24 protein-coding genes are annotated in these 17,727 nt (G+C 45.6%); 12 read left to right on the forward strand and 12 right to left on the reverse strand.

All coding sequences use genetic code 11. The features are described from left to right. The first annotated feature begins 195 nt into the window (after positions 1 to 195). Both QUB16_RS29485 and QUB16_RS29490 read left to right on the forward strand, forming a co-directional pair. Positions 196 to 705, forward strand: coding sequence for a hypothetical protein (locus tag QUB16_RS29485; RefSeq protein WP_333141916.1), 510 nt, complete (start codon positions 196 to 198; stop codon positions 703 to 705). After that, positions 702 to 1,169 (forward strand): hypothetical protein, encoded by a 468-nt coding sequence (locus QUB16_RS29490; RefSeq protein ID WP_333285309.1) that lies wholly within the window; start codon positions 702 to 704, stop codon positions 1,167 to 1,169. The genes QUB16_RS29485 and QUB16_RS29490 overlap by 4 nt, the downstream gene beginning before the upstream one ends. Before the next feature lie 136 nt (positions 1,170 to 1,305). Here the strand turns inward: QUB16_RS29490 and QUB16_RS29495 are convergent, their stop codons facing one another. The 3 genes from QUB16_RS29495 to QUB16_RS29505 all read right to left on the reverse strand — a co-directional run bounded on the left by QUB16_RS29495 (position 1,306) and on the right by QUB16_RS29505 (position 4,534). Continuing rightward, complete coding sequence (locus QUB16_RS29495) at positions 1,306 to 1,599, reverse strand: HEPN domain-containing protein (RefSeq protein WP_333321667.1); 294 nt, start codon at positions 1,597 to 1,599, stop codon at positions 1,306 to 1,308. A 73-nt stretch (positions 1,600 to 1,672) separates the two neighbouring features. Then, positions 1,673 to 2,137, reverse strand: a complete 465-nt coding sequence (locus QUB16_RS29500; protein ID WP_333321669.1) for a hypothetical protein — start codon at positions 2,135 to 2,137, stop codon at positions 1,673 to 1,675. A gap of 408 nt (positions 2,138 to 2,545) precedes the next feature. Then, complete coding sequence (locus QUB16_RS29505) at positions 2,546 to 4,534, reverse strand: bifunctional serine/threonine-protein kinase/formylglycine-generating enzyme family protein (protein WP_333321671.1); 1,989 nt, start codon at positions 4,532 to 4,534, stop codon at positions 2,546 to 2,548. Positions 4,535 to 4,590: 56 nt separating this feature from the next. Here QUB16_RS29505 and QUB16_RS29510 point away from each other — a divergent pair, with 56 nt between their 5' ends. Then, positions 4,591 to 4,911, forward strand: coding sequence for an S-layer protein (locus QUB16_RS29510; RefSeq protein WP_333321673.1), 321 nt, complete (start codon positions 4,591 to 4,593; stop codon positions 4,909 to 4,911). Here QUB16_RS29510 and QUB16_RS29515 read toward each other — a convergent pair. The 6 genes from QUB16_RS29515 to psbH form a co-directional block, all read right to left on the reverse strand. After that, a complete protein-coding gene (locus QUB16_RS29515; protein ID WP_333321675.1) occupies positions 4,873 to 5,202 on the reverse strand; it encodes a helix-turn-helix transcriptional regulator in 330 nt (109 codons plus the stop codon). The genes QUB16_RS29510 and QUB16_RS29515 overlap by 39 nt on opposite strands. A 115-nt stretch (positions 5,203 to 5,317) precedes the next feature. Then, the gene (locus tag QUB16_RS29520; protein WP_333321676.1) at positions 5,318 to 5,686 is read right to left on the reverse strand and encodes a type II toxin-antitoxin system RelE/ParE family toxin; all 369 of its coding nucleotides are present in this window, start codon (positions 5,684 to 5,686) and stop codon (positions 5,318 to 5,320) included. Between the two features lie 110 nt (positions 5,687 to 5,796). After that, the gene (locus tag QUB16_RS29525; RefSeq protein WP_332958583.1) at positions 5,797 to 6,063 is read right to left on the reverse strand and encodes a DUF3146 family protein; all 267 of its coding nucleotides are present in this window, start codon (positions 6,061 to 6,063) and stop codon (positions 5,797 to 5,799) included. Further along, positions 6,060 to 6,722, reverse strand: coding sequence for an aminoacyl-tRNA hydrolase (pth, locus tag QUB16_RS29530; protein WP_333321678.1), 663 nt, complete (start codon positions 6,720 to 6,722; stop codon positions 6,060 to 6,062). Before pth ends, QUB16_RS29525 begins: the two co-directional genes overlap by 4 nt. Continuing rightward, entirely contained in the window at positions 6,723 to 6,983 is a 261-nt protein-coding gene (locus QUB16_RS29535; protein WP_333198802.1) for a TatA/E family twin arginine-targeting protein translocase, read from the reverse strand. It abuts the gene before it with no gap. 151 nt (positions 6,984 to 7,134) lie between these two features. Continuing rightward, the gene (gene psbH, locus QUB16_RS29540) at positions 7,135 to 7,338 is read right to left on the reverse strand and encodes a photosystem II reaction center phosphoprotein PsbH (RefSeq protein ID WP_015176007.1); all 204 of its coding nucleotides are present in this window, start codon (positions 7,336 to 7,338) and stop codon (positions 7,135 to 7,137) included. Between the two features lie 212 nt (positions 7,339 to 7,550). On the opposite strand from psbH, the gene psbN reads away from it, so the two are divergent. The 4 genes from psbN to QUB16_RS29560 all read left to right on the forward strand — a co-directional run bounded on the left by psbN (position 7,551) and on the right by QUB16_RS29560 (position 11,498). Further along, positions 7,551 to 7,682 carry a photosystem II reaction center protein PsbN gene (psbN, locus tag QUB16_RS29545; protein WP_190742515.1) on the forward strand — a complete coding sequence of 44 codons (132 nt, stop codon included), beginning with the start codon at positions 7,551 to 7,553 and terminating at the stop codon, positions 7,680 to 7,682. Positions 7,683 to 7,926: 244 nt separating this feature from the next. Further along, positions 7,927 to 9,027: a chorismate synthase gene (gene aroC, locus QUB16_RS29550; RefSeq protein ID WP_190659307.1), complete on the forward strand. Its 1,101-nt coding sequence runs from the start codon at positions 7,927 to 7,929 to the stop codon at positions 9,025 to 9,027. A gap of 1 nt (position 9,028) precedes the next feature. Further along, positions 9,029 to 9,940 carry an MBL fold metallo-hydrolase gene (locus tag QUB16_RS29555; RefSeq protein ID WP_333141908.1) on the forward strand — a complete coding sequence of 304 codons (912 nt, stop codon included), beginning with the start codon at positions 9,029 to 9,031 and terminating at the stop codon, positions 9,938 to 9,940. Between the two features lie 634 nt (positions 9,941 to 10,574). Next, positions 10,575 to 11,498 carry a hypothetical protein gene (locus QUB16_RS29560; RefSeq protein WP_333321679.1) on the forward strand — a complete coding sequence of 308 codons (924 nt, stop codon included), beginning with the start codon at positions 10,575 to 10,577 and terminating at the stop codon, positions 11,496 to 11,498. Here QUB16_RS29560 and QUB16_RS29565 read toward each other — a convergent pair. Then, positions 11,495 to 11,671 (reverse strand): hypothetical protein, encoded by a 177-nt coding sequence (locus QUB16_RS29565; RefSeq protein WP_333321681.1) that lies wholly within the window; start codon positions 11,669 to 11,671, stop codon positions 11,495 to 11,497. The genes QUB16_RS29560 and QUB16_RS29565 overlap by 4 nt on opposite strands. Positions 11,672 to 12,496: 825 nt before the next feature. Here QUB16_RS29565 and QUB16_RS29570 point away from each other — a divergent pair. The 3 genes from QUB16_RS29570 (at position 12,497) to QUB16_RS29580 (ending at position 14,904) form a co-directional block, all read left to right on the forward strand. Next, positions 12,497 to 13,108: a class II aldolase/adducin family protein gene (locus tag QUB16_RS29570; RefSeq protein WP_333321682.1), complete on the forward strand. Its 612-nt coding sequence runs from the start codon at positions 12,497 to 12,499 to the stop codon at positions 13,106 to 13,108. Positions 13,109 to 13,706: 598 nt separating this feature from the next. Continuing rightward, positions 13,707 to 14,261: an Npun_F5560 family protein gene (locus tag QUB16_RS29575; RefSeq protein WP_333156313.1), complete on the forward strand. Its 555-nt coding sequence runs from the start codon at positions 13,707 to 13,709 to the stop codon at positions 14,259 to 14,261. Beyond that, positions 14,254 to 14,904: a hypothetical protein gene (locus QUB16_RS29580; protein WP_333321683.1), complete on the forward strand. Its 651-nt coding sequence runs from the start codon at positions 14,254 to 14,256 to the stop codon at positions 14,902 to 14,904. The genes QUB16_RS29575 and QUB16_RS29580 overlap by 8 nt, the downstream gene beginning before the upstream one ends. A 44-nt stretch (positions 14,905 to 14,948) precedes the next feature. Here QUB16_RS29580 and QUB16_RS29585 read toward each other — a convergent pair whose 3' ends face one another. After that, positions 14,949 to 15,293 (reverse strand): STAS domain-containing protein, encoded by a 345-nt coding sequence (locus QUB16_RS29585; RefSeq protein ID WP_333321685.1) that lies wholly within the window; start codon positions 15,291 to 15,293, stop codon positions 14,949 to 14,951. 163 nt (positions 15,294 to 15,456) lie between these two features. Next, positions 15,457 to 16,551 carry an RNA-guided endonuclease TnpB family protein gene (locus QUB16_RS29590; protein WP_333321686.1) on the reverse strand — a complete coding sequence of 365 codons (1,095 nt, stop codon included), beginning with the start codon at positions 16,549 to 16,551 and terminating at the stop codon, positions 15,457 to 15,459. Between the two features lie 146 nt (positions 16,552 to 16,697). On the opposite strand from QUB16_RS29590, the gene QUB16_RS29595 reads away from it, so the two are divergent. Both QUB16_RS29595 and QUB16_RS29600 read left to right on the forward strand, forming a co-directional pair. Then, complete coding sequence (locus QUB16_RS29595; RefSeq protein ID WP_333321687.1) at positions 16,698 to 16,856, forward strand: hypothetical protein; 159 nt, start codon at positions 16,698 to 16,700, stop codon at positions 16,854 to 16,856. 57 nt (positions 16,857 to 16,913) lie between these two features. Beyond that, positions 16,914 to 17,537 (forward strand): DedA family protein, encoded by a 624-nt coding sequence (locus tag QUB16_RS29600; RefSeq protein WP_333179291.1) that lies wholly within the window; start codon positions 16,914 to 16,916, stop codon positions 17,535 to 17,537. The last annotated feature ends 190 nt before the right edge of the window (positions 17,538 to 17,727 follow it).

The following is a 17,727-nucleotide window of genomic DNA, read 5'->3' on the forward strand; positions in this document are numbered from 1 at the left end:
CCCGCCCGTCCTTTTTGGACGGGCGGGACGCCCATCCCACTTTCAAGAGTGGAAGTTATTTAATTCTCATTCCTTACCACTAACCTTAACTTATCAGAATAGCTCTTTAAGTGCATCAGCCTTGCTATCGCTAACCAAAATCATTTATTATTGATGTTAATTGTGTTATACTGAATTCATACAGACGCAAAAACCATGCTAAGTGAATCTTCGCGCTTTGTTTACGGCGATGAATTAATTACCGCAACAGAATTGAACCAGCAACCGAATCGAGTTCTAGATTTGGCGATGGAGCACCCTGTCACTATCACTCGCAACGACCAGCATTTTGCTTTACTGCGCCGGGAAGAGATGACGCTGTGGGTCAAAGCTGCGACGCTTTCTTTGACTGTATTTGAAGTGACTGCCGCTGCTTACCGGCTGCGATTGGGAGAAGCGATTAGTTCAGAAAATCCCTATCACTGGCTGACAGCATTTGACTCAGATGAACTCAGCGAATTGATTGCTGAATTAGAAAAAGCTTACCGACTTGCTGAGTCGGAATCGGGCGCGTGGAATCAGATTGAGATTGTAATTCATGAATGGCATGAAAGCGCTAAAGCAATTTCTAGCCCGGAACTCGCAGCAGCTTTCAGCGATGAAATTGACGAAGTTTTGCTGACACCACCTCAAATAGAAAGCACTACTGAATCGACTCAGGTATGACGCACACTCCACCCACTCCAGACGATTCAGAAAGCGGGGTTTCCTCTGAAGAACTTTCCGCACCTGTACCCGTGCTTTCCGAGTTGGTAATCTCGCCTGAAGAAGCACTTACAGCACCCCGAACATCCCTATCTACTCAAGAAAATGCAGCCGAAATTATCGCGCAATTGCCTGAATCGCCCTGGTTAGTAGTAGCAAAAAACCGACGGGTTAACCGGGATTGGGAAGCTTTATTGTTACGTGTCCCTGAAAATGCTCGTCGCTGCTATCAAGATTTATGTACTAGCCCGATGGTGAGAAAACCGAGGAGAGTTTTTCCGTTAAAAGGCAAACTTTATCAAGGTGCGTGGGAATATGAAGTAACAAGTTCAGACAGAGTATTTTATGTACCGGATGAACACAAACGCAAGGTGCTTGTTTATTACGCGGGAACCCATCCTAAATCAGCACCAACTCCTCCGTAAATAAACCAGGCTATTTCAACTTTTAGCGTTGGAGTTTGAGCCGATTTATCCACCAAATTTTGATCCATGACTCCACCGGCCTATCCAGCAACAAACCCGACTCCAGCAAAAAAGCATTATCAGATTAAATTGATATTTAGAGATTATTTAGGTTATAAATTATTTCTTGAGAACGCTTGAGCGCAATAGTAGCAATCGCAGATAATAAGGGAAAATTATCGTCATAGTCTGCTTGATTTCGATAGCGGCGCAACACTGCTAAATTATCGGCGATTAATTGATATCTTGAGTCAGGATTAATATCAAATTCTTGCCAAACATAGCGGTGAATATCGCTAGTTTTTGGTAGGGAATGACCTTGTTTATCTCGCAAATAGTTCCGCGCTAAGATAAAAGCAGCATAATATGAACGACTGATAGCATCCCTCAATCGCGCCTCCTGTTCAGCAGGAATAGTTGCTTGACCAGCAAGTTATTTTGCTAAATTTAGGTATTGCGACCAATCAAAACTCATCAGTATATTCCAAAATCGTATAAAAATGCTCCCGAATTTCATGGGATAATCCCCTAGACCAATTTTTACGCAATTCATCTTCTCTATCCATTGCTTCATCGGGATCGAGGTCTGTCAAGATGATTGAGAGAACCAGATGAACATAGTGAGGAATTTCGGGGTCATTGATGACTTGAAGTAATAGTCTTTGTTCGGGGAAATAATTGCTAATTTGAACGGGTGCTTCTAGCACAACGGGAAGTAAAAACGGATATTGGTTAATAAATTCAATAACTTCTGTTTTGTCTCGGAAAATGTATGATTTTTCTATGGTTTCGATGTCTGATTGGGAAATGAGGAAAGGCGCGACTCTTGGTGCTGATATTTTTTGTAAAATTAAGGATGCTATGGCATTTTGTTCTGCTTCGGGTAGTTGAGAGACGGTGGCAAAAGTTTCTTCTAATAGGTTATTCATTTTGTAAATCTCCTCTGCGACCATTCGTGAGAAAAATCAATATTTCTAATTATAATCTGTTGTGCGGTGAATCTGAAAAAAAAATTAGTTTACTACGCTGGAACCCATCCTAAATCAGCACCAACTCCTCCGTAAATAAACCAGACTATTTCAGCAGACTTGTCTATACAGAAAGCATTGACACAATGACAGTGATTTTCCCAAACAGAACTTACGCACAGGTGGCCAGAAACCGGGTTTTTTGAGGATATCCTTCGCTGTACTCCACAGATTAAGTAAAAAACCCGGTTTCTTTGTCGGGAGTGCATCCACGAGTGCCAAAAATAAATCGAGTCACCAGAGGCGACCAAAAAAGTGAAAAAGAAAAAAGAGTAAAGAGCAAAAGGGCAAAATAGCAAAGAAGAGTCCTCACAGAGAAGACGGGGAGGAAGGGACAGCCAAAGCAACCGCTACACGAAAACCCCTGCTGCTGAACGAGTAGCCCGCAGAGCAGGGGTAGCGGAAGGCCGCACGGCAAATGACCGCATTGTCCATCCACGAACCTCCACGCAGCACTCGCCTATCAGATCCACTTGTTTCCCAAGCACTTCCGTCAGTCGGCGCACCGTTATAATCATCGTGTCCAACATCTTGACACCATTCCCAGACATTCCCGTGCATATCGTAAAGTCCAAAGCTATTAGGCGTAAAACGACCCACAGCAGTTGTTTTTTCACGATAGATTCCCTTCGGTGCAGCACCGTAGGGATAATTGCCACGATAATTAACTAAATTCGGGGTAACTGTTTCCCCAAAATAAAATGGAGTAGTTGTCCCAGCGCGACAAGCATATTCCCACTCCGCCTCACTAGGAAGGCGATAGCTGCTACCCGTCTTCTGAGATAATCTGGCACAAAATTCAACGGCATCATACCAAGAAACCCTTTCTACAGGTCGGTTTTTACCTATGAAGCCAGAAGGGTCAGGATCAAGGTCATACTGGATTTTAGGCAAATTAGCTACTGCTGCCCACTGTGCTTGAGTAATCGGGTATTTTCCCAGAAAAAACGGTTTGATTGTCACCTGATGTTGAGGTATTTCATTGTCACGACTTTGTGCTTCACTTCTTGCAGGTGCACCCATTTTGAAGCTGCCTTTGGGGATAGAAACCATTTCTAAAGTAACGCCATTGGCGATAGTTTCTGTAAAAACCTGTGCTTGACTTTGGCTGCGCTTGGTGATTTCCCCCTTATAATTCACTCTCACCGTTTCAAATTGAACTGTTTTTAGGGGATTTGACAATACTTTTACAGGTTGAGGCGATTTGTTCCCCAAACTTTGATACACAGTTGGTGTTGGTGGCGGTGGCGGTGTTGGTGGCGGTGTTGGTGGCGGTGTTGGTGGCGGTGGTGTTGGTGTTGGTGGCGGTGTTGGTGGCGGTGGTGTTGGCGGTGGTGTTGGTGTTGGCGGTGGTGTTGGTGTTGGTGTCGGTGGTGTTGGTGTTGGTGTCGGTGGTGTTGGTGTCGGTGGTGTTGGTGTCGGTGGTGTTGGTGTCGGTGGTGTTGGTGTCGGTGGTGTTGGTGTTGGTGTCGGAGGCGGCGACAAAGATAAAATTGCTTGCAATGCTTGCTCTGCATTTTGATAGCGCTGACTGAAATGGTCGCGCACCATTTTATCTAACACATTTGCTAAATAATTGCTAACTTGCGCTTGATTTCGCCAAATAACTTCTCCCGTCTGCGGATCTTGTGGTAAGGTATCAGGAGGTTGACCAGTCAATGCTTGAATCCCAATCATCCCCACTGCATAAATATCGCTACACAGTTTAGGTTTGCCGTTCGCTTGTTCGCTGGGCATATAACCCGAAGTACCAATGCCAACGGTGAAGCGAGTTTGTCCTTGAGCATTAACAACCATTGTGCTAATTTCCTTGACCGCCCCGAAATCAATCAAGATAATTTTACCATCATAGCGGCGCATTAAATTAGCAGGTTTCAAGTCACGATGAATCACATTTTGCTGATGAACAATGGCTAAAACTTCTAATATCTCGTGCAATAATTTAATAGTATGGGATTCGCTTGATTTTTTACCTAGAATCAGTTCTTTGGTAAGGTCATGTCCTTCGATAAAATCTTGCACCAAATAAAATTTGCCCTTTTCCTCAAAGTGGGCGAAAAGGCTGGGGATTTGGTCGTGTAGCTTACCCAATTTATGCAGGGTTTGGGCTTCTTTATCGAATAAGCGTTTGGCCATTAGCAAAAGGCCAGGGTCAGCGTTTTTCGGTTTAAGATGTTTGACAACGCACTGGGGATGTCCGGGTAAGTCTAAATCTTTGGCTAGGTACGTGTGCCCAAAACCGCCTTTCCCCAAGAATTTGATAATTTGATAATGATTGCGGAGGGTACGACCCAGCATAGTTTTCAGGGAATGCAGTGGAAGTTAGGATATATTGTCGCACAAAAAGTAATGAGATGCTTAAACTCAGAATCGTTTCCACAATTGTACTGCTAGTTAGTGCCTGTTGTTCATCTCCCGCACAGGCGCAAAATCCTGCACAAATAAAGCAAAATAACTCTTTAGTTCAAGTGCAGCTAATGCGAGAACAAATTCTCAATGCTTGCGTGATCAATCGGGCTGAAACTTTGGCAAATCCTTTTACGGATGTGCCATCAAATCACTGGGCTTACAAAGCTGTTTTGACCATGTATTATTGCGGCGCTTACCGAGAAGCAACCCCGCCTGTGTTTCCGACATCAGATACTGACAACACTAATTCCAGGAATCGCAGGTGATTTTAGCTTTGGCTTCACCACAATTTGCACATCGCACCCTAAAGCATTTAAAAACCGAAACAACCTTTCTGTAGAAAAACCTGTCAGTTTCCCTCTCATCAAAGCTGAAACTTTGGGCTGGTCAATTCCTAATACTTCTGCTGCTTGAAGTTGATTCAGTTTCCTTTGAGTAATTATCTGATTTATCTGGCGCACCAGTTCAGCCTTCATGAGCATTTCATCCGCATTAGGCATACCCAAATCCGCAAATATATTACCACTACTAACTTGAATATCCATCTCCTTACTCATGATTTCCCCCTTTTTTACCTAGTCTTAGTTATTCCTGAAAAAGTAGTGATAAAAAGCCGTATATTTCCACCTTATTTAGAAAAATAAGCACATCTTATCACTACTAGTTTCATTTTTACTTACTCTTGAACTCTTCGTAATGCTCTTGAGCTCGTTTTAGCCTTTCTTGGATTAACGTAATATCCTGTTGTGGTGTAGCAATTCCTTTTTTTGACTTTTTCTGAAAAGCGTGCAAAACATACACTGTATCTGCAAATTTTACCGTGTAAACGGCTCTATAGGTATCCCCATCATGGTCATCGGTAATTTCCAAAACTTTGGCACTTCCAAATCCTTTGAGAGGTTTAGCAGATTCGTATTTATCTCCTGTTTGTGCTAGATATAGAGCATAGCCCATGATGTCATGTACCTCTTCAGGAAATTCTCTAAAATCTTTCAGAGAGCTTCCCATCCATACAACAGTTTTGAGTGATATTTGTGTCATGTTTACCGTACATTTTTTTTCTCATACACCGATTTCTTTTTAGAGCTATACTTTTATTATGCTAGATTTAGCATAATGTGTCAAGAGTTATTCTCAAATAAATATCAATATTAAAACTCAGCCCGAACCGTAAACGAATAATCCCCGCCCGGTTCAAGCTGATAATCCCATTTTTCCAGAAAACGGTGCAGCGGTTCCTGAATCAATGCCCTACCCTGAGAAGGCTCAAGAATCAGTGTTTTTTCTGACGTGAAACGCCACTGAAACTGCCATTCAAAATTGCCGGCAGTCACTTCACCCTCAATCGTGCCTTTTTGCCAAGATTGGCCAGTAACCCGGACATATGCAGTTGTTTCGGGCAAACGTCTCGAACTCACCTTTTTGTTTCCGCGTTTGTTTCTGCAATTGTGCGACTATTGTAAAGGCTCATGGCTTTTTCTACTCCTTGGTGCAGACTTAGTTCCACAGCTTCTACAACCAGTTTAAGCACTTTCTCTACTAACTGACTTTCCTCTGAGGAAAATTTTCCTAAAACGAAGGAAATGGTATCTTTCTCATTTTTAGCAGCATCGTTTTGAGGTTTGCCGATGCCAATCCGCAAGCGGGGAAATTTGTCTGTGTCCAAATGAGAAATTGTCGATTTCATGCCGTTGTGTCCGCCGGCAGAACCGGCAAGCCGCATTCTCAATTTCCCGATCGGCAAATCCATATCATCGTATACTATTAATACCGACTCCGCAGGTATTTTGTACCAATCCGTCGCCGCCCGAATCGCTTGACCCGACAGATTCATGTAAGTTAGCGGTTTCAGCAAACGGATTTTCTGTCCCCGCGGCCGGTTTCCCTCGCCAAATATGCCTTGAAATTTGCGATTTTCCGACAGCGAAATTTGCCAAGATTTAGCCAAGGCATCGACAGCATTAAAGCCTATGTTGTGTCGGGTGCGATCGTATTTAGGTTCGGGATTTCCCAAGCCAACTATTAACTGGGGAATCACTAACTCCGCTGGTGTTTCCGACTTCTGAGTGTTGTTCATTTAACTGTCTGTGCTATCTTCCTTGGGAGTAGCCGCCGTGAGTTTTTCAGTTGCCGGTTTGCTGCTAGTTGCTACTGCTTCTTCTAACTGCTTAGCTTCCCGCGTGAATTCCGACTCAAAATCCCGCGAAGCATCTTGAAAGCCCCGAATTGCTTTCCCCATACTCCGGCCGATTTCAGGTAATTTTTTCGGGCCAAATACCAATAGGGCGATCGTAAAAATAACGGCCATTTCGGGCAAACCAATGCCAAAAATATTCATGGTTTTTCTCCAGCAATTTGTTTAGTTACTTCTTGTTTATTTATGGCAAAAGTAATCGGAAAGGGTAAGGAAAAACGGGAAAACTTAGCTTTTGCCCTTTCTCCTAAACCCTAAGCTTTTACTTTTAGCCTTACTGTTTTGCGATCAATTTTTAGCGGCCTAGGCTCGACCAATCCATATCCACACTCTCCAGAATCAGAGAAGAGTTGTAGATTTGCAAAATAATCAACAAGAACACGAAAAACAGTCCAATGAACACGCTCATCAATAGCGTGGTTCCCCAGCCGGGGGCTACCTTGCCGTATTCCGAGTTAAGGGGTTTGAGTATATCTCCTAACCAAGTCCGTTGTGCCATAAGTCACCTGCAATGAATCTCTACAGAAAAGTTTGACATATTTCTACCGCTAATTGCGATCGCAATTTCTCAGAAATGCTGCAGGGGGACTCGGAAAACGGGGAGTGGCGGTTGGCTGCCATACCGTACAGCGCCTAAAATCACGAGACTTTCAGACGGATTGTTATTTTTTGTAATATTATAGAGTGGAGCACTCATAATCGATCAAAAATATGGAACCTGCAGCAGTTCTTGGCATTTCACTGGGCGTGTGTCTGGTGGCAATCACCGGATTCTCGATCTACACGGCTTTCGGCCCTCCCGCTAAGGAATTGAGAGATCCTTTTGAAGAACACGAAGATTAGAGAAGAAGGAAGGCACAACACGGATTCGGACACGGATACACGGATGAATTTAAGTGTGTTTCCAGATATCTCCTATTCTCTGTCTCTCCCTCTCTCCCTGGTAGATATTCTTCTAGGGGTGGGAAGGGAGTGATTCTGTGGGGCGATCGCCTGTCGCCTACTCGTCAATGGTATATTTTTCATAAATACAGTAAATCTCTATTCCATTTAAGCTAAAAATTATCAAGTTTCAGGGCAAAGCATAATGGGCAATACCTTTGGGCATTTATTTCGGATATCGACATTTGGGGAATCTCACGGCGGCGGTGTGGGAGTAGTAATTGACGGTTGCCCGCCCCTGGTGTCGATCGACGCATCGGAAATTCAAGCCGAACTCGATCGCCGCCGCCCTGGCCAAAGCAAAATTACGACACCTCGCAAAGAAGCAGATACCTGCGAAATTCTGTCGGGGGTGTTTGAAGGCAAAACTTTGGGAACGCCGATCGCAATTTTAGTCCGCAATCAAGACACTCGCCCCCAAGATTACGGCGAAATGGCGACAACTTACCGCCCTTCCCACGCTGATGCTACCTACGATGCCAAGTACGGAATTCGTAACTGGCAAGGCGGAGGTCGCAGTTCGGCGAGAGAGACAATTGGTAGAGTAGCAGCAGGGGCGATCGCTAAAAAAATTCTCAAACAAGCAGCAGGAGTCGAAATAGTCGGCTACGTCAAACGCATCAAAGACTTAGAATGTGTCGCCGACCCGGACACTGTTACCTTAGAACAAGTAGAAAGCAATATCGTCCGCTGTCCAGATGCCGAATGTGCCGAAAGAATGATTGAACTGATCGAAAAAGTTCGCGACAGCGGAGATTCGATCGGCGGTGTAGTCGAATGCGTCGCCCGCAACGTACCCAAAGGGCTGGGAATGCCCGTATTCGACAAACTCGAAGCCGACTTGGCCAAAGCCATCATGTCCTTGCCCGCCAGCAAAGGCTTTGAAATTGGTTCGGGGTTTGCTGGGACTCTGCTCAAGGGCAGCGAACATAATGATGAATACTATACTGATGATAAGGGTGTAATTCGTACAGTGACGAATCGCTCTGGCGGAATTCAGGGTGGCATTGCTAACGGCGAAAATATCATTTTGCGGGCGGCATTCAAGCCGACTGCGACAATTCGCCAGCAGCAGCGCACAGTTACCCGAGAAGGCGAAGAAACGCTGCTGGCTGCCAAGGGACGGCATGACCCTTGCGTTTTGCCAAGAGCTGTGCCAATGGTGGAAGCGATGGTAGCTTTAGTTTTGTGCGATCATCTGCTGCGCCATCACGGACAATGTGGAACCTTAAAGCCTGAATTTTAAAATGGAAATCAGCTTGTCCTCAGTAGCGGCAACTCCCGTTGATTGCCCTCAACCCTCCGAATCAATAAAAGGTATAGATGATTTTGTAGTACAGTTCTGGGGCGTGCGGGGCAGTGTTCCGACACCCGGACAGGAAACTGTTCGCTACGGCGGCAATACTTCTTGTTTGGAAATGCGAGTCGCTGGCAAACGCTTGATTTTTGACGGCGGAACAGGCTTGCGGATGCTGGGAGACCAGTTGGTGCAAGAAATGCCCGTGCAAGCTTATATGTTTTTTACTCACTATCACTGGGATCACATTCAAGGGTTCCCGCTGTTCGCCCCAGCTTTCATCCGCGGCAATAGCTTTGATATTTACGGGGCGACTCCGCCGGATGGAGATTGCATGAAAAGGCACTTCGTAGAACGGGTGCTCCACTCGAATTCGCCGATACCGCTGATGGGTTTGCAGGCAGATTTGAATTTCTACGAACTCAATCACAACCAGACGATGATGCTGGACGATATTGAGATTAGGACGGGTTCTCTGAATCACCCCAATACTGCTATGGGATATCGGGTGACTTGGCAGGGACGATCTGTGGTTTATTGTTCGGATACTGAACATTTTCCCGATCGACTAGATGAGAATGTCTACAATTTAGCCCTCGACGCTGATGTGCTGATTTACGATGCGATGTACACAGACGAGGAATACCACAACCCCAAGTCTCCGAAGGTGGGTTGGGGACACTCGACTTGGCAGGAAGCGGTGAGAATGGCTAAGGAGGCCCGCGTGAAACGAGTGGTGATTTTTCACCACGATCCGGCTCACACTGACGATTTTCTCGATCGGATCGCCGAAGATGTGCAAATCGCTTTTCCGAAGGCAGTCATGGCCCGCGAGGGTCTTATTTTGCCGATCGGCTTCTGAACATTTGCCCTTGTGAGATCGATCGAACCATCAACCGATCGAACCCTAATTGTTATGTGAATATGTGGATCTGGTCTCGCGCCCCGATCCACAATTTTTTTTAATATGCAGCAAACTCTTAACTGCATGGTATAATTCTTGCTTGTTAAGTTTTTAGGCACAGTATTTAAGGTTTTTTTTATTCTTCAACCGCGTCCGCAAGACGCCAAGACGTAAGATAATTGGAGGATTGCCCAGGGTGAAAAGGAGACAGTTTTGAATGTCAACAAACACGGGGAGGCGAGGATCTCGCACGCCTGAGTGCTAGTCACAGGCCAGTAGACTTCCAGAAGCCTTGTTACAGATTAATTATTAAGGACAAAAACTGAAGTTATAGCTCGGATCAAATAAAAGCGCGATCGGTTTTTTGGGCTCATGAATATTGACAACTCTCAAAAGCTAATAGCTTTTAGGTACAAACTGAGAAAATTTTCAGCAGTCAATTGGACTAACCAGAAATAAACGATCGCTCTGGCGTTTGGCAGTAGCTGCGGCAAGCGAATGTTATGACTTGACTATCAAAATGGGAAATTTACGTTTTAGATCTTCAGCAAATCAATACAGATGGATTGCCCTAGGCAGTTTTGCTGTAATTATGGGTATTTCAGGCGCCCTGGCCTACCGCCTCGCCCCGCCCCCCGGATTCATGGCTCAAGGCACTCTCACTTCTAATAATCCGCCCGTCAAATTTTCGACCACGGGCACGACAATTCTCAAGCAGGGAGAGCAACTCACCCCGGAGGTTCTCCTAGCAGATAATGTTGTCAAAGCAGTGGCAGATGCAGTTAAGCTGTCGCCCCAGCAAGTTCGACAAAATGCTAGTGTCAAAATTTCTAAGCCGGAACAACCCCTAGAAATTTTGGTTGGGTATCGCTCGCTCGATCAGGAGCAAGCAATCCAAACGGCGGATATGTTGATGAAGGGCATGGTTGAAAAAAGCCGCCTGATTAACAGATATCGGTGGCAATCAGTCAATCAGTCGCTCAACCAACGCTTGGCACAAGTCACTCAAGACCTGAAACAAGCTCAGCAAAAACTCGACCAATACGAAAGAGAGCGCGCTCGCCTGTTGCAGCAAATGAAGCTTCAGCAAGACTTTTACAACAAAACTCAGCTTGCAATGGCGGATACGCAAGCGTCGGAAAAAGAAATGGTTAGCAGTTTGGCCGCCGCTACAGTGCCGCAAATTGTGGCGACGCCCACGAGCGATCCCACAGTGCCTCTGATTTTGGGAATTGGCTTGCTGTTAGCGATTTTGGTCAGCCGCGGTTTGATTCCTTCGGTGGCGGATTGGAGGTACAAAGCAGCTTTTCAGCGAGAAGAGAGCGAAAGGCTCCAAAGTGCTTTGTACCGACTGATCAAAGAAGGCCGGGGCGAAATCACTCTGGTGCGGTTTGCGATGGAGACGCGGCTGTCGCCGGATGTCGCTCAGCGTTTTTTGAACCAACAAGCTGAAGTCTTTAATGCCAATTGCGAAATTAAAGATGACGGCAGCATCTTGTATCACTTCCACATTTAAAGGGCTGCGGGCGATCGCGCTTCAGAGAAAAATTTAGCCGATCGGGCCGTCACTGCTCGATCGGCTTGTTTTTTTCTTAATCTGATATCTTGCACCATTGTCAGCAACAGGCTTTCGGGCCTGTTCCACAAAATATAAATTTTCTTGTGGAACAGGCCCGAAAGCCTGTTCATAAAAGACTAATTGAGAATGGTGCAACATCTCAGTTAATAGGACTTATATCAGGTTCGGTCGATCGACTATCCCCCTCTAGGTAGGCGCGGGTTTACGGGATCTATAACTTATACTACTACTACAGATTTGGGTCAACCCGCCGACGCGAGCTGGCGTGGCGGTGATTTGACCCGACATGATATTACGCTCAACCCGGTTTCTTAGCTTGTAGGATGCCCCGGAGCTAAAAATTGCTCGATCGACAGAGGTGTTGACTAACCTAGAACACCCGAAGATTGTGCCAGTGCGTCCCAGACTGGCTAAAAAATATTTTTTTTGTGTTCCGCTTGCTTTTTGCTTAAATATATGTGCAATTATAAAAAATAAGTAAATCTACGGTTGCTTTTTACCGGACTTACCGGATTAAGGGTACTTTATCCTTAAATATTTCTTAAGGTAGAACTCAACTCAGTAGAAATGCTGTAGTATAGAACAATAAGCGATTCAGGGATGTTATGTAGTTTCACATCAGAAACTCGATCGGGCAAAAGCCTAGAATCAAACTCCCCGACAGAAAGGATACATTTTCACATTGAACTTTTGTAATCACCTAGAGGCTAAATCATGATTTTGGGAATAATTGGTTCTTCTTTCCTAGCTTACTTTTTGCTAATGTCGGTCGCTAATTACGGCGACACTGGAATGTAGATTAGTTAAGGCACTTATGCACCGAGACATAAGGCAGCAGGCAAAAAAAGCTGTTTGACAACTTCTTGACAACTTCGATTAAGTCTCAGCTTGGGCCATGTCTGTCGTGTCAGAGTCGTGTCCGATAAAACAAAAAAATGGATGAAGGAGTCGTTAAGTACCGCTGTGACTGGGAAGAAGCAGACCCTGTAGCTGCCCGGAACATAGCAGATTTGATGGCCTGGCGCGATCGGCTCCACGCTTGGGGATTAATTGGCGTCTACGAAAATGGCATAGGGTTTGGCAACGTCAGCGTCAGACTCGGCAATTCAGGCCAATTCGTGATTTCGGGAACCCAGACTGCACACTTGAAAACTCTGGGACCAGAATTCTACTGTACTGTTACCGAATTTAACTTAGAACAAAATTTCCTCGGCTGCCGGGGCCCCGTACAAGCTTCGTCGGAGTCCCTGACTCACGGGGCCCTGTACCTTCAGAGAGAGGAGGTGGGCGGGATTATTCACGTCCACAATCCTAAGCTATGGCAGCAAATGCTGTTTAAGATTCCTACTACTAGAAAAGAAATACCTTACGGCACTCCCCAGATGGCCTTAGAAATGTTTAGACTTTTTGAGGAGGAGAATTTGGCCGATCGCAAAATTCTGGCGATGGCCGGTCACGAGGACGGCATTATCTGTTTTGGCAGCACCGTGGACGAAGCTGGCAAAGTGCTTTCTGCTGCGATTAATGAGATTGGAGTTGAGCGTTGATCTCTCGAACGGTTGATCCATCGCCTGGGTTGTGGTAAAGATAGAGCATCAAACTCTCGCAACCAGCTCAAAAATTGCCAAGTGCCTCTTGCCTCTGTGGTAATGGAAAGATATTCTAAATAGCAGATATATACTATATCTAATCGTAAAAGCTGAGAGTCATTGTCAGTAACCCAGCCCTAAAGGGACTGAGCTTGGTCGCGACTGATTGAGCAAGCTGTACTGACCAGCCTAAGACTTTAGAGGTCTACGTTATTTGGGTCACGACACTCCTTGAATGCGACGCTAGTTTTCCGATCTGTCGCTTGTAGTTAAACAGCCTTAAGGTCACGCTCGGCAGTGCTGCAAGCTTAACAAGCTCTTATAACATTGGCGAAGCGAACATTACCCCGAAAGGGAGCCGGAGATAACCATATCTCCACAGAGGGGTAATTATACCCCTCTACCCCTCGCCGGAGGGGAAAGCGGATTGAAGGCTGTAGTCACGCTCGCCCTTCGGCTTCGCTCAGGATAAACTCCGTCGAATGTATTGAAACCGCCCGTGTCGTTTACCTCTCAGGGCTAAAGCCTCTGAGTTTCCCACTTACCGAGCATTCTTATGAATCAAACTAAACTTGTAAGCTCAAAAGAATTGCAATCAGAGGTATCTCGTCTCACCGAAGAGCTGCAAATGCGCGACCAATTGGTGCAGCAGTTGTCTCAAGAACTTTTCCGGCTGGTGAAGGGCAATTCTAATTTTGTGCCGGCGCCGGAAGTTTCCGATCGCCACCAAGCTCAAATGCAGGCAATGCGGGAACAACTCCAAGCTGTTGAAGAACAGGTGAGTTTTTATCAGGAACAAATCGCCGAACGGGATGCTGAGGTTTACCAACTGCGACAGTCGGTGCAAGAATTGACGGATCGCTCTCGGATGCTAGAACAGGTGGTTCAGGAATTGCCGGGGGTTTACCGCCAGAAGTTTGCCGAGCGGCTCGATCCGATTAAGGAAAAGTTGGAGCAATTGCAAAAGGAAAACCGCCAGTTGCACACTGAATTGCAAAGCGTAACTTACCGTCTCGCTGTGCGGAGTCGCAAGGCTAAGGGCCTGGATCTGCCCAGCGTCGATGAAACGGACGATCGGGGAATTCAAATGCCGAGCTTTGGCAATGTCTAAGGTTTTGATTGTCGCGGGTGGTGAGCAAAGTGCGGCCGCAAGTCTCAAGGCGGCGATCGCTCAATCTGATCCTTTAACTGAAGTCAATATCTGTGGGGTTTCTGAACTCCATTCTGGCGCGATCGCTCTGGGTGGGGCGATCTTTTGTCCTTTGACGCTGGATGTGCCAGAAAATCTGGTTTTTCCGGCTCAAGATGTGTTTCGATTTTGTAGCAATGTTTCGGCGGCGCGCGATCGAGTGTCCCAGGAGTTGCTTTTTCCCGTCGGCGGTGGCAATTTTTGGCTGCCTGTGGTGTTGACGGCAAAGGGCCCACTGTATGCTGAGGCGATCGGTGGGGAACCTTCTAAGCAGTCTGGCGAGTTGAGTTACTCTCAACCGGTGCATTTGTCGGATGTTTGGCGACAGCAGTTGTATGAGTTGGCTTACCGCTTGCTGAATCTTTTAAATGCGCCGCCAGCGACTTATTTGATGCAGTTCGGGTTTGTAGGGGAAAGGATTTGTTTCGATCGACTTTGGCCTTTTCCGGCTGCACCTGCGATCGCTTCTGTCGGCGTTCAAGTGCCGGATTTATTTGTTTGTCATTGGTATTGCTTGACAAATAAACCTATTTATGATATTGAAATTAGCTGTGCGGTTTCTTGAAGCCTCTTGGAAACTTGAGATTTAAAATCGGGTTCTCATTTTAATCAAGCAACTAAAGCCGGAGTTTCAGTGGAGATAACTTGCTCGAAACTGTCGAAGATTTCAAAGAGTTGGTCGAGTTGAGTAATTTCAAAAATTAGCTTGACTGTAACTGAGAGGTTGCAGATGACGAGGCGGCATCCCCGGTGGCGGGCGGCGTTGAGTCCGCCGACTAAGGCACACAGCCCGGAACTGTCGATGAAATCTACGGCGGCCATGTCTATTACCCAGAGTTTGTGGCGATCGGGCACAATCTCGGCTAGCTGTTGCTGGAGGAGGCTGCCGGCTTGGGAGTCGAGGCAGTTGTGAGGTTGAAGAACGATGGGTTGGTTGAGGTTGGGAAATTCCATAGCAGTTATCCTACGATCGTAAAGTATGAATAAGTTAGTTTAGTTGCTGACTGCTTTGTAAAACTTACTTAAACTTATCTAAACTCATTTTTAGACACAGTTTGTGCTTACTTCCTACGCTGTTGGGTAGACGGCTAATCCCAAGATAAGTAGGCTATCCCCCTCAAGCCGAGGGTTCCCAATTTAAAATGTTTAGACTTGCGTTCCAGTCCCGATCTAAAGATATGCCACAAGCAGGACAGTCAAAAGTCCGAATGCTTAGTGGCATATCTTTTTTGGTGCCACAATTGGAACAAGTCTTGGTACTAGGAAACCACTGGTCTACCAATACTAAATTAGCTCCATACATTTGACACTTGTAGTCAAGTTGACGTTTGAACTCGTAGAATCCAAGGTCAGATATTGCTCCAGCTAACTTGTGATTCGCCATCATTCCATGAACATTCAAGTCTTCAATCAAAATTCGCTTGAAAGTTTTAGCCAAATAAGCGGTCAACTTGTGAAGGAAATCTAAGCGAATACGAGATATTCGGGCGTGGAGCAGACCAATCTTGTTGTAGGTCTTGCGCTGGTTTTGAGAGCCTCGCACCTGCTTTGATGCTTTGCGTTGTAAAGTGGCAAGCTTGGTTTTCGCACTGGCTTTCAACGGCTTTGGTGCGTCAAAAGTTTGCTGGGTTGACAGCGTGGCAAAAGACTTAATACCGAGATCGATTCCTACAGAATTTGCAGGCTGCTGAACAGATAGACGTTCTGCATCAACGCAAAACGAGACAAACCAGCGATTTCCTTCTTTTGAAACCGTGAAAGTTTGAGAGACGAAGCTACATTCTAGGGGTTCAAAAAGCCTAAAAGTCCCCAATGTAGGAATCTTAATAGTTCTACCAGCAGTTAGCAAAACTTTGCCGTTAGACGAATCGACCGTAAAGGATTGACCGTCTCTGCGACTGGCGAATCTTGGATGACCTGCTTTTCCAGAACGATAGCGGCTAAACGCATCTTTGAGATCAATCAAAGCATTTTGGTAGACTCGGCTAGATAACTGGTTCATCCAATCAAATTCAGGCTTTTTCTTGACATGATTGGTCAGAACTTTTTTGACTTCGTTGAGTACCTTCGAGTCGGTGAATTTCCCCTCGCCATACATTTGAGTCCGCAGGCTCAACCCAAAGTTAAAAACTACGCGCCTAAATCCTGCGTGCTTCGCCATCAAGGTCGCTTCCTTGTTATTTAATTTGAGCGCTCGTTTAATGGCAAACATACTTAAACTTCCTCAATGGCGATTAACTATGGACAAGTTTAACAAACTATTTGACACTTAAGTCTTACTCTTGAGAGACTCAGGGGATTTCAGCGTATGTTTTAGGATTGGCGATCGCCCTTGTGGGAATCGGTGGGAGAGCCGTTGTGATAAATTTAGTAGGAAACTGGCTGGCGATCGCGCGGAACGCAACCGCAACAATTCTCTATTCCTCTAGTATGCCTGAAAGGCTAATTTTTAGTGGGGCCAGCGATCGCGACAACAGTGTGTTTTTCATCACAGCGAAAGATTGCACTATTGGCTGAATCGAGCCAATATATAAATGTATTGAGCTTTGCAAAAGTTTACGAAGGCAGTATCGAATGTCTTTTGAGTTTTTATCGTTAGAGACTATTCAGCAGTTTGCGCGCGATTACGGCTACTGGGCAGTATTCCTGGGAATTTTGCTGGAAAATCTGGGAGTTCCTCTTCCAGGCGAGACAATTACGATTGCTGGCGGGTTTTTAGCTGGCAGCGGTGAACTGAATTACTGGTTTGTACTCGGCAGTGCGATCGCTGGTGCTACATTGGGGGGAAATTTTGGTTATGCGATCGGCAGGTACGGCGGCTGGCCACTGCTGCTGAAGCTGGGACAATTTTTCCGATTTCGAGAAGAACAACTGTTTGACTTAAAAGAACAGTTTAGCAAAAATGCAGCTAAAGCCGTATTTTTGGGTCGTTTCATCGCATTGCTGCGAATTTTTGCTAGCCCCTTAGCGGGTATTGCAGAAATGCCTTTTTGGAAATTTTCGCTGTTCAATGTTCTGGGTGCTGCAAGCTGGGCATCTGTAATGGTGAGTTTATCCTACTTCTTGGGACAAGTTGTGTCTTTAGAGAAATTGGTAGCTTGGGCTGCTCAATTTGCGGTATTTGCTTTGCTGTTAGCAGTTGCTTGGATTGCAATTCCTATTTGGTTGGAGTCGCGGAGTTTGGACAAGACTAAATAGGGTTGCAATCCGTTACCAAAAAAACTCAATATTCTTGTGGAACGGGCATCTTGCCCGTTCTTTATAAGAGTTGAACATAGGAGCTTAAACTTACATTTTGTGCCAGGATTAGCAAGGGAGCATCTCAGTTTTGTAAAAAGCATTTTTTTATTGTAGTGCGAGCGTCCCCGCTCGCGTATTGTACAATACG

Source organism: Microcoleus sp. D3_18a_C4 (assembly GCF_036702415.1).
GTDB lineage: Bacteria > Cyanobacteriota > Cyanobacteriia > Cyanobacteriales > Microcoleaceae > Microcoleus.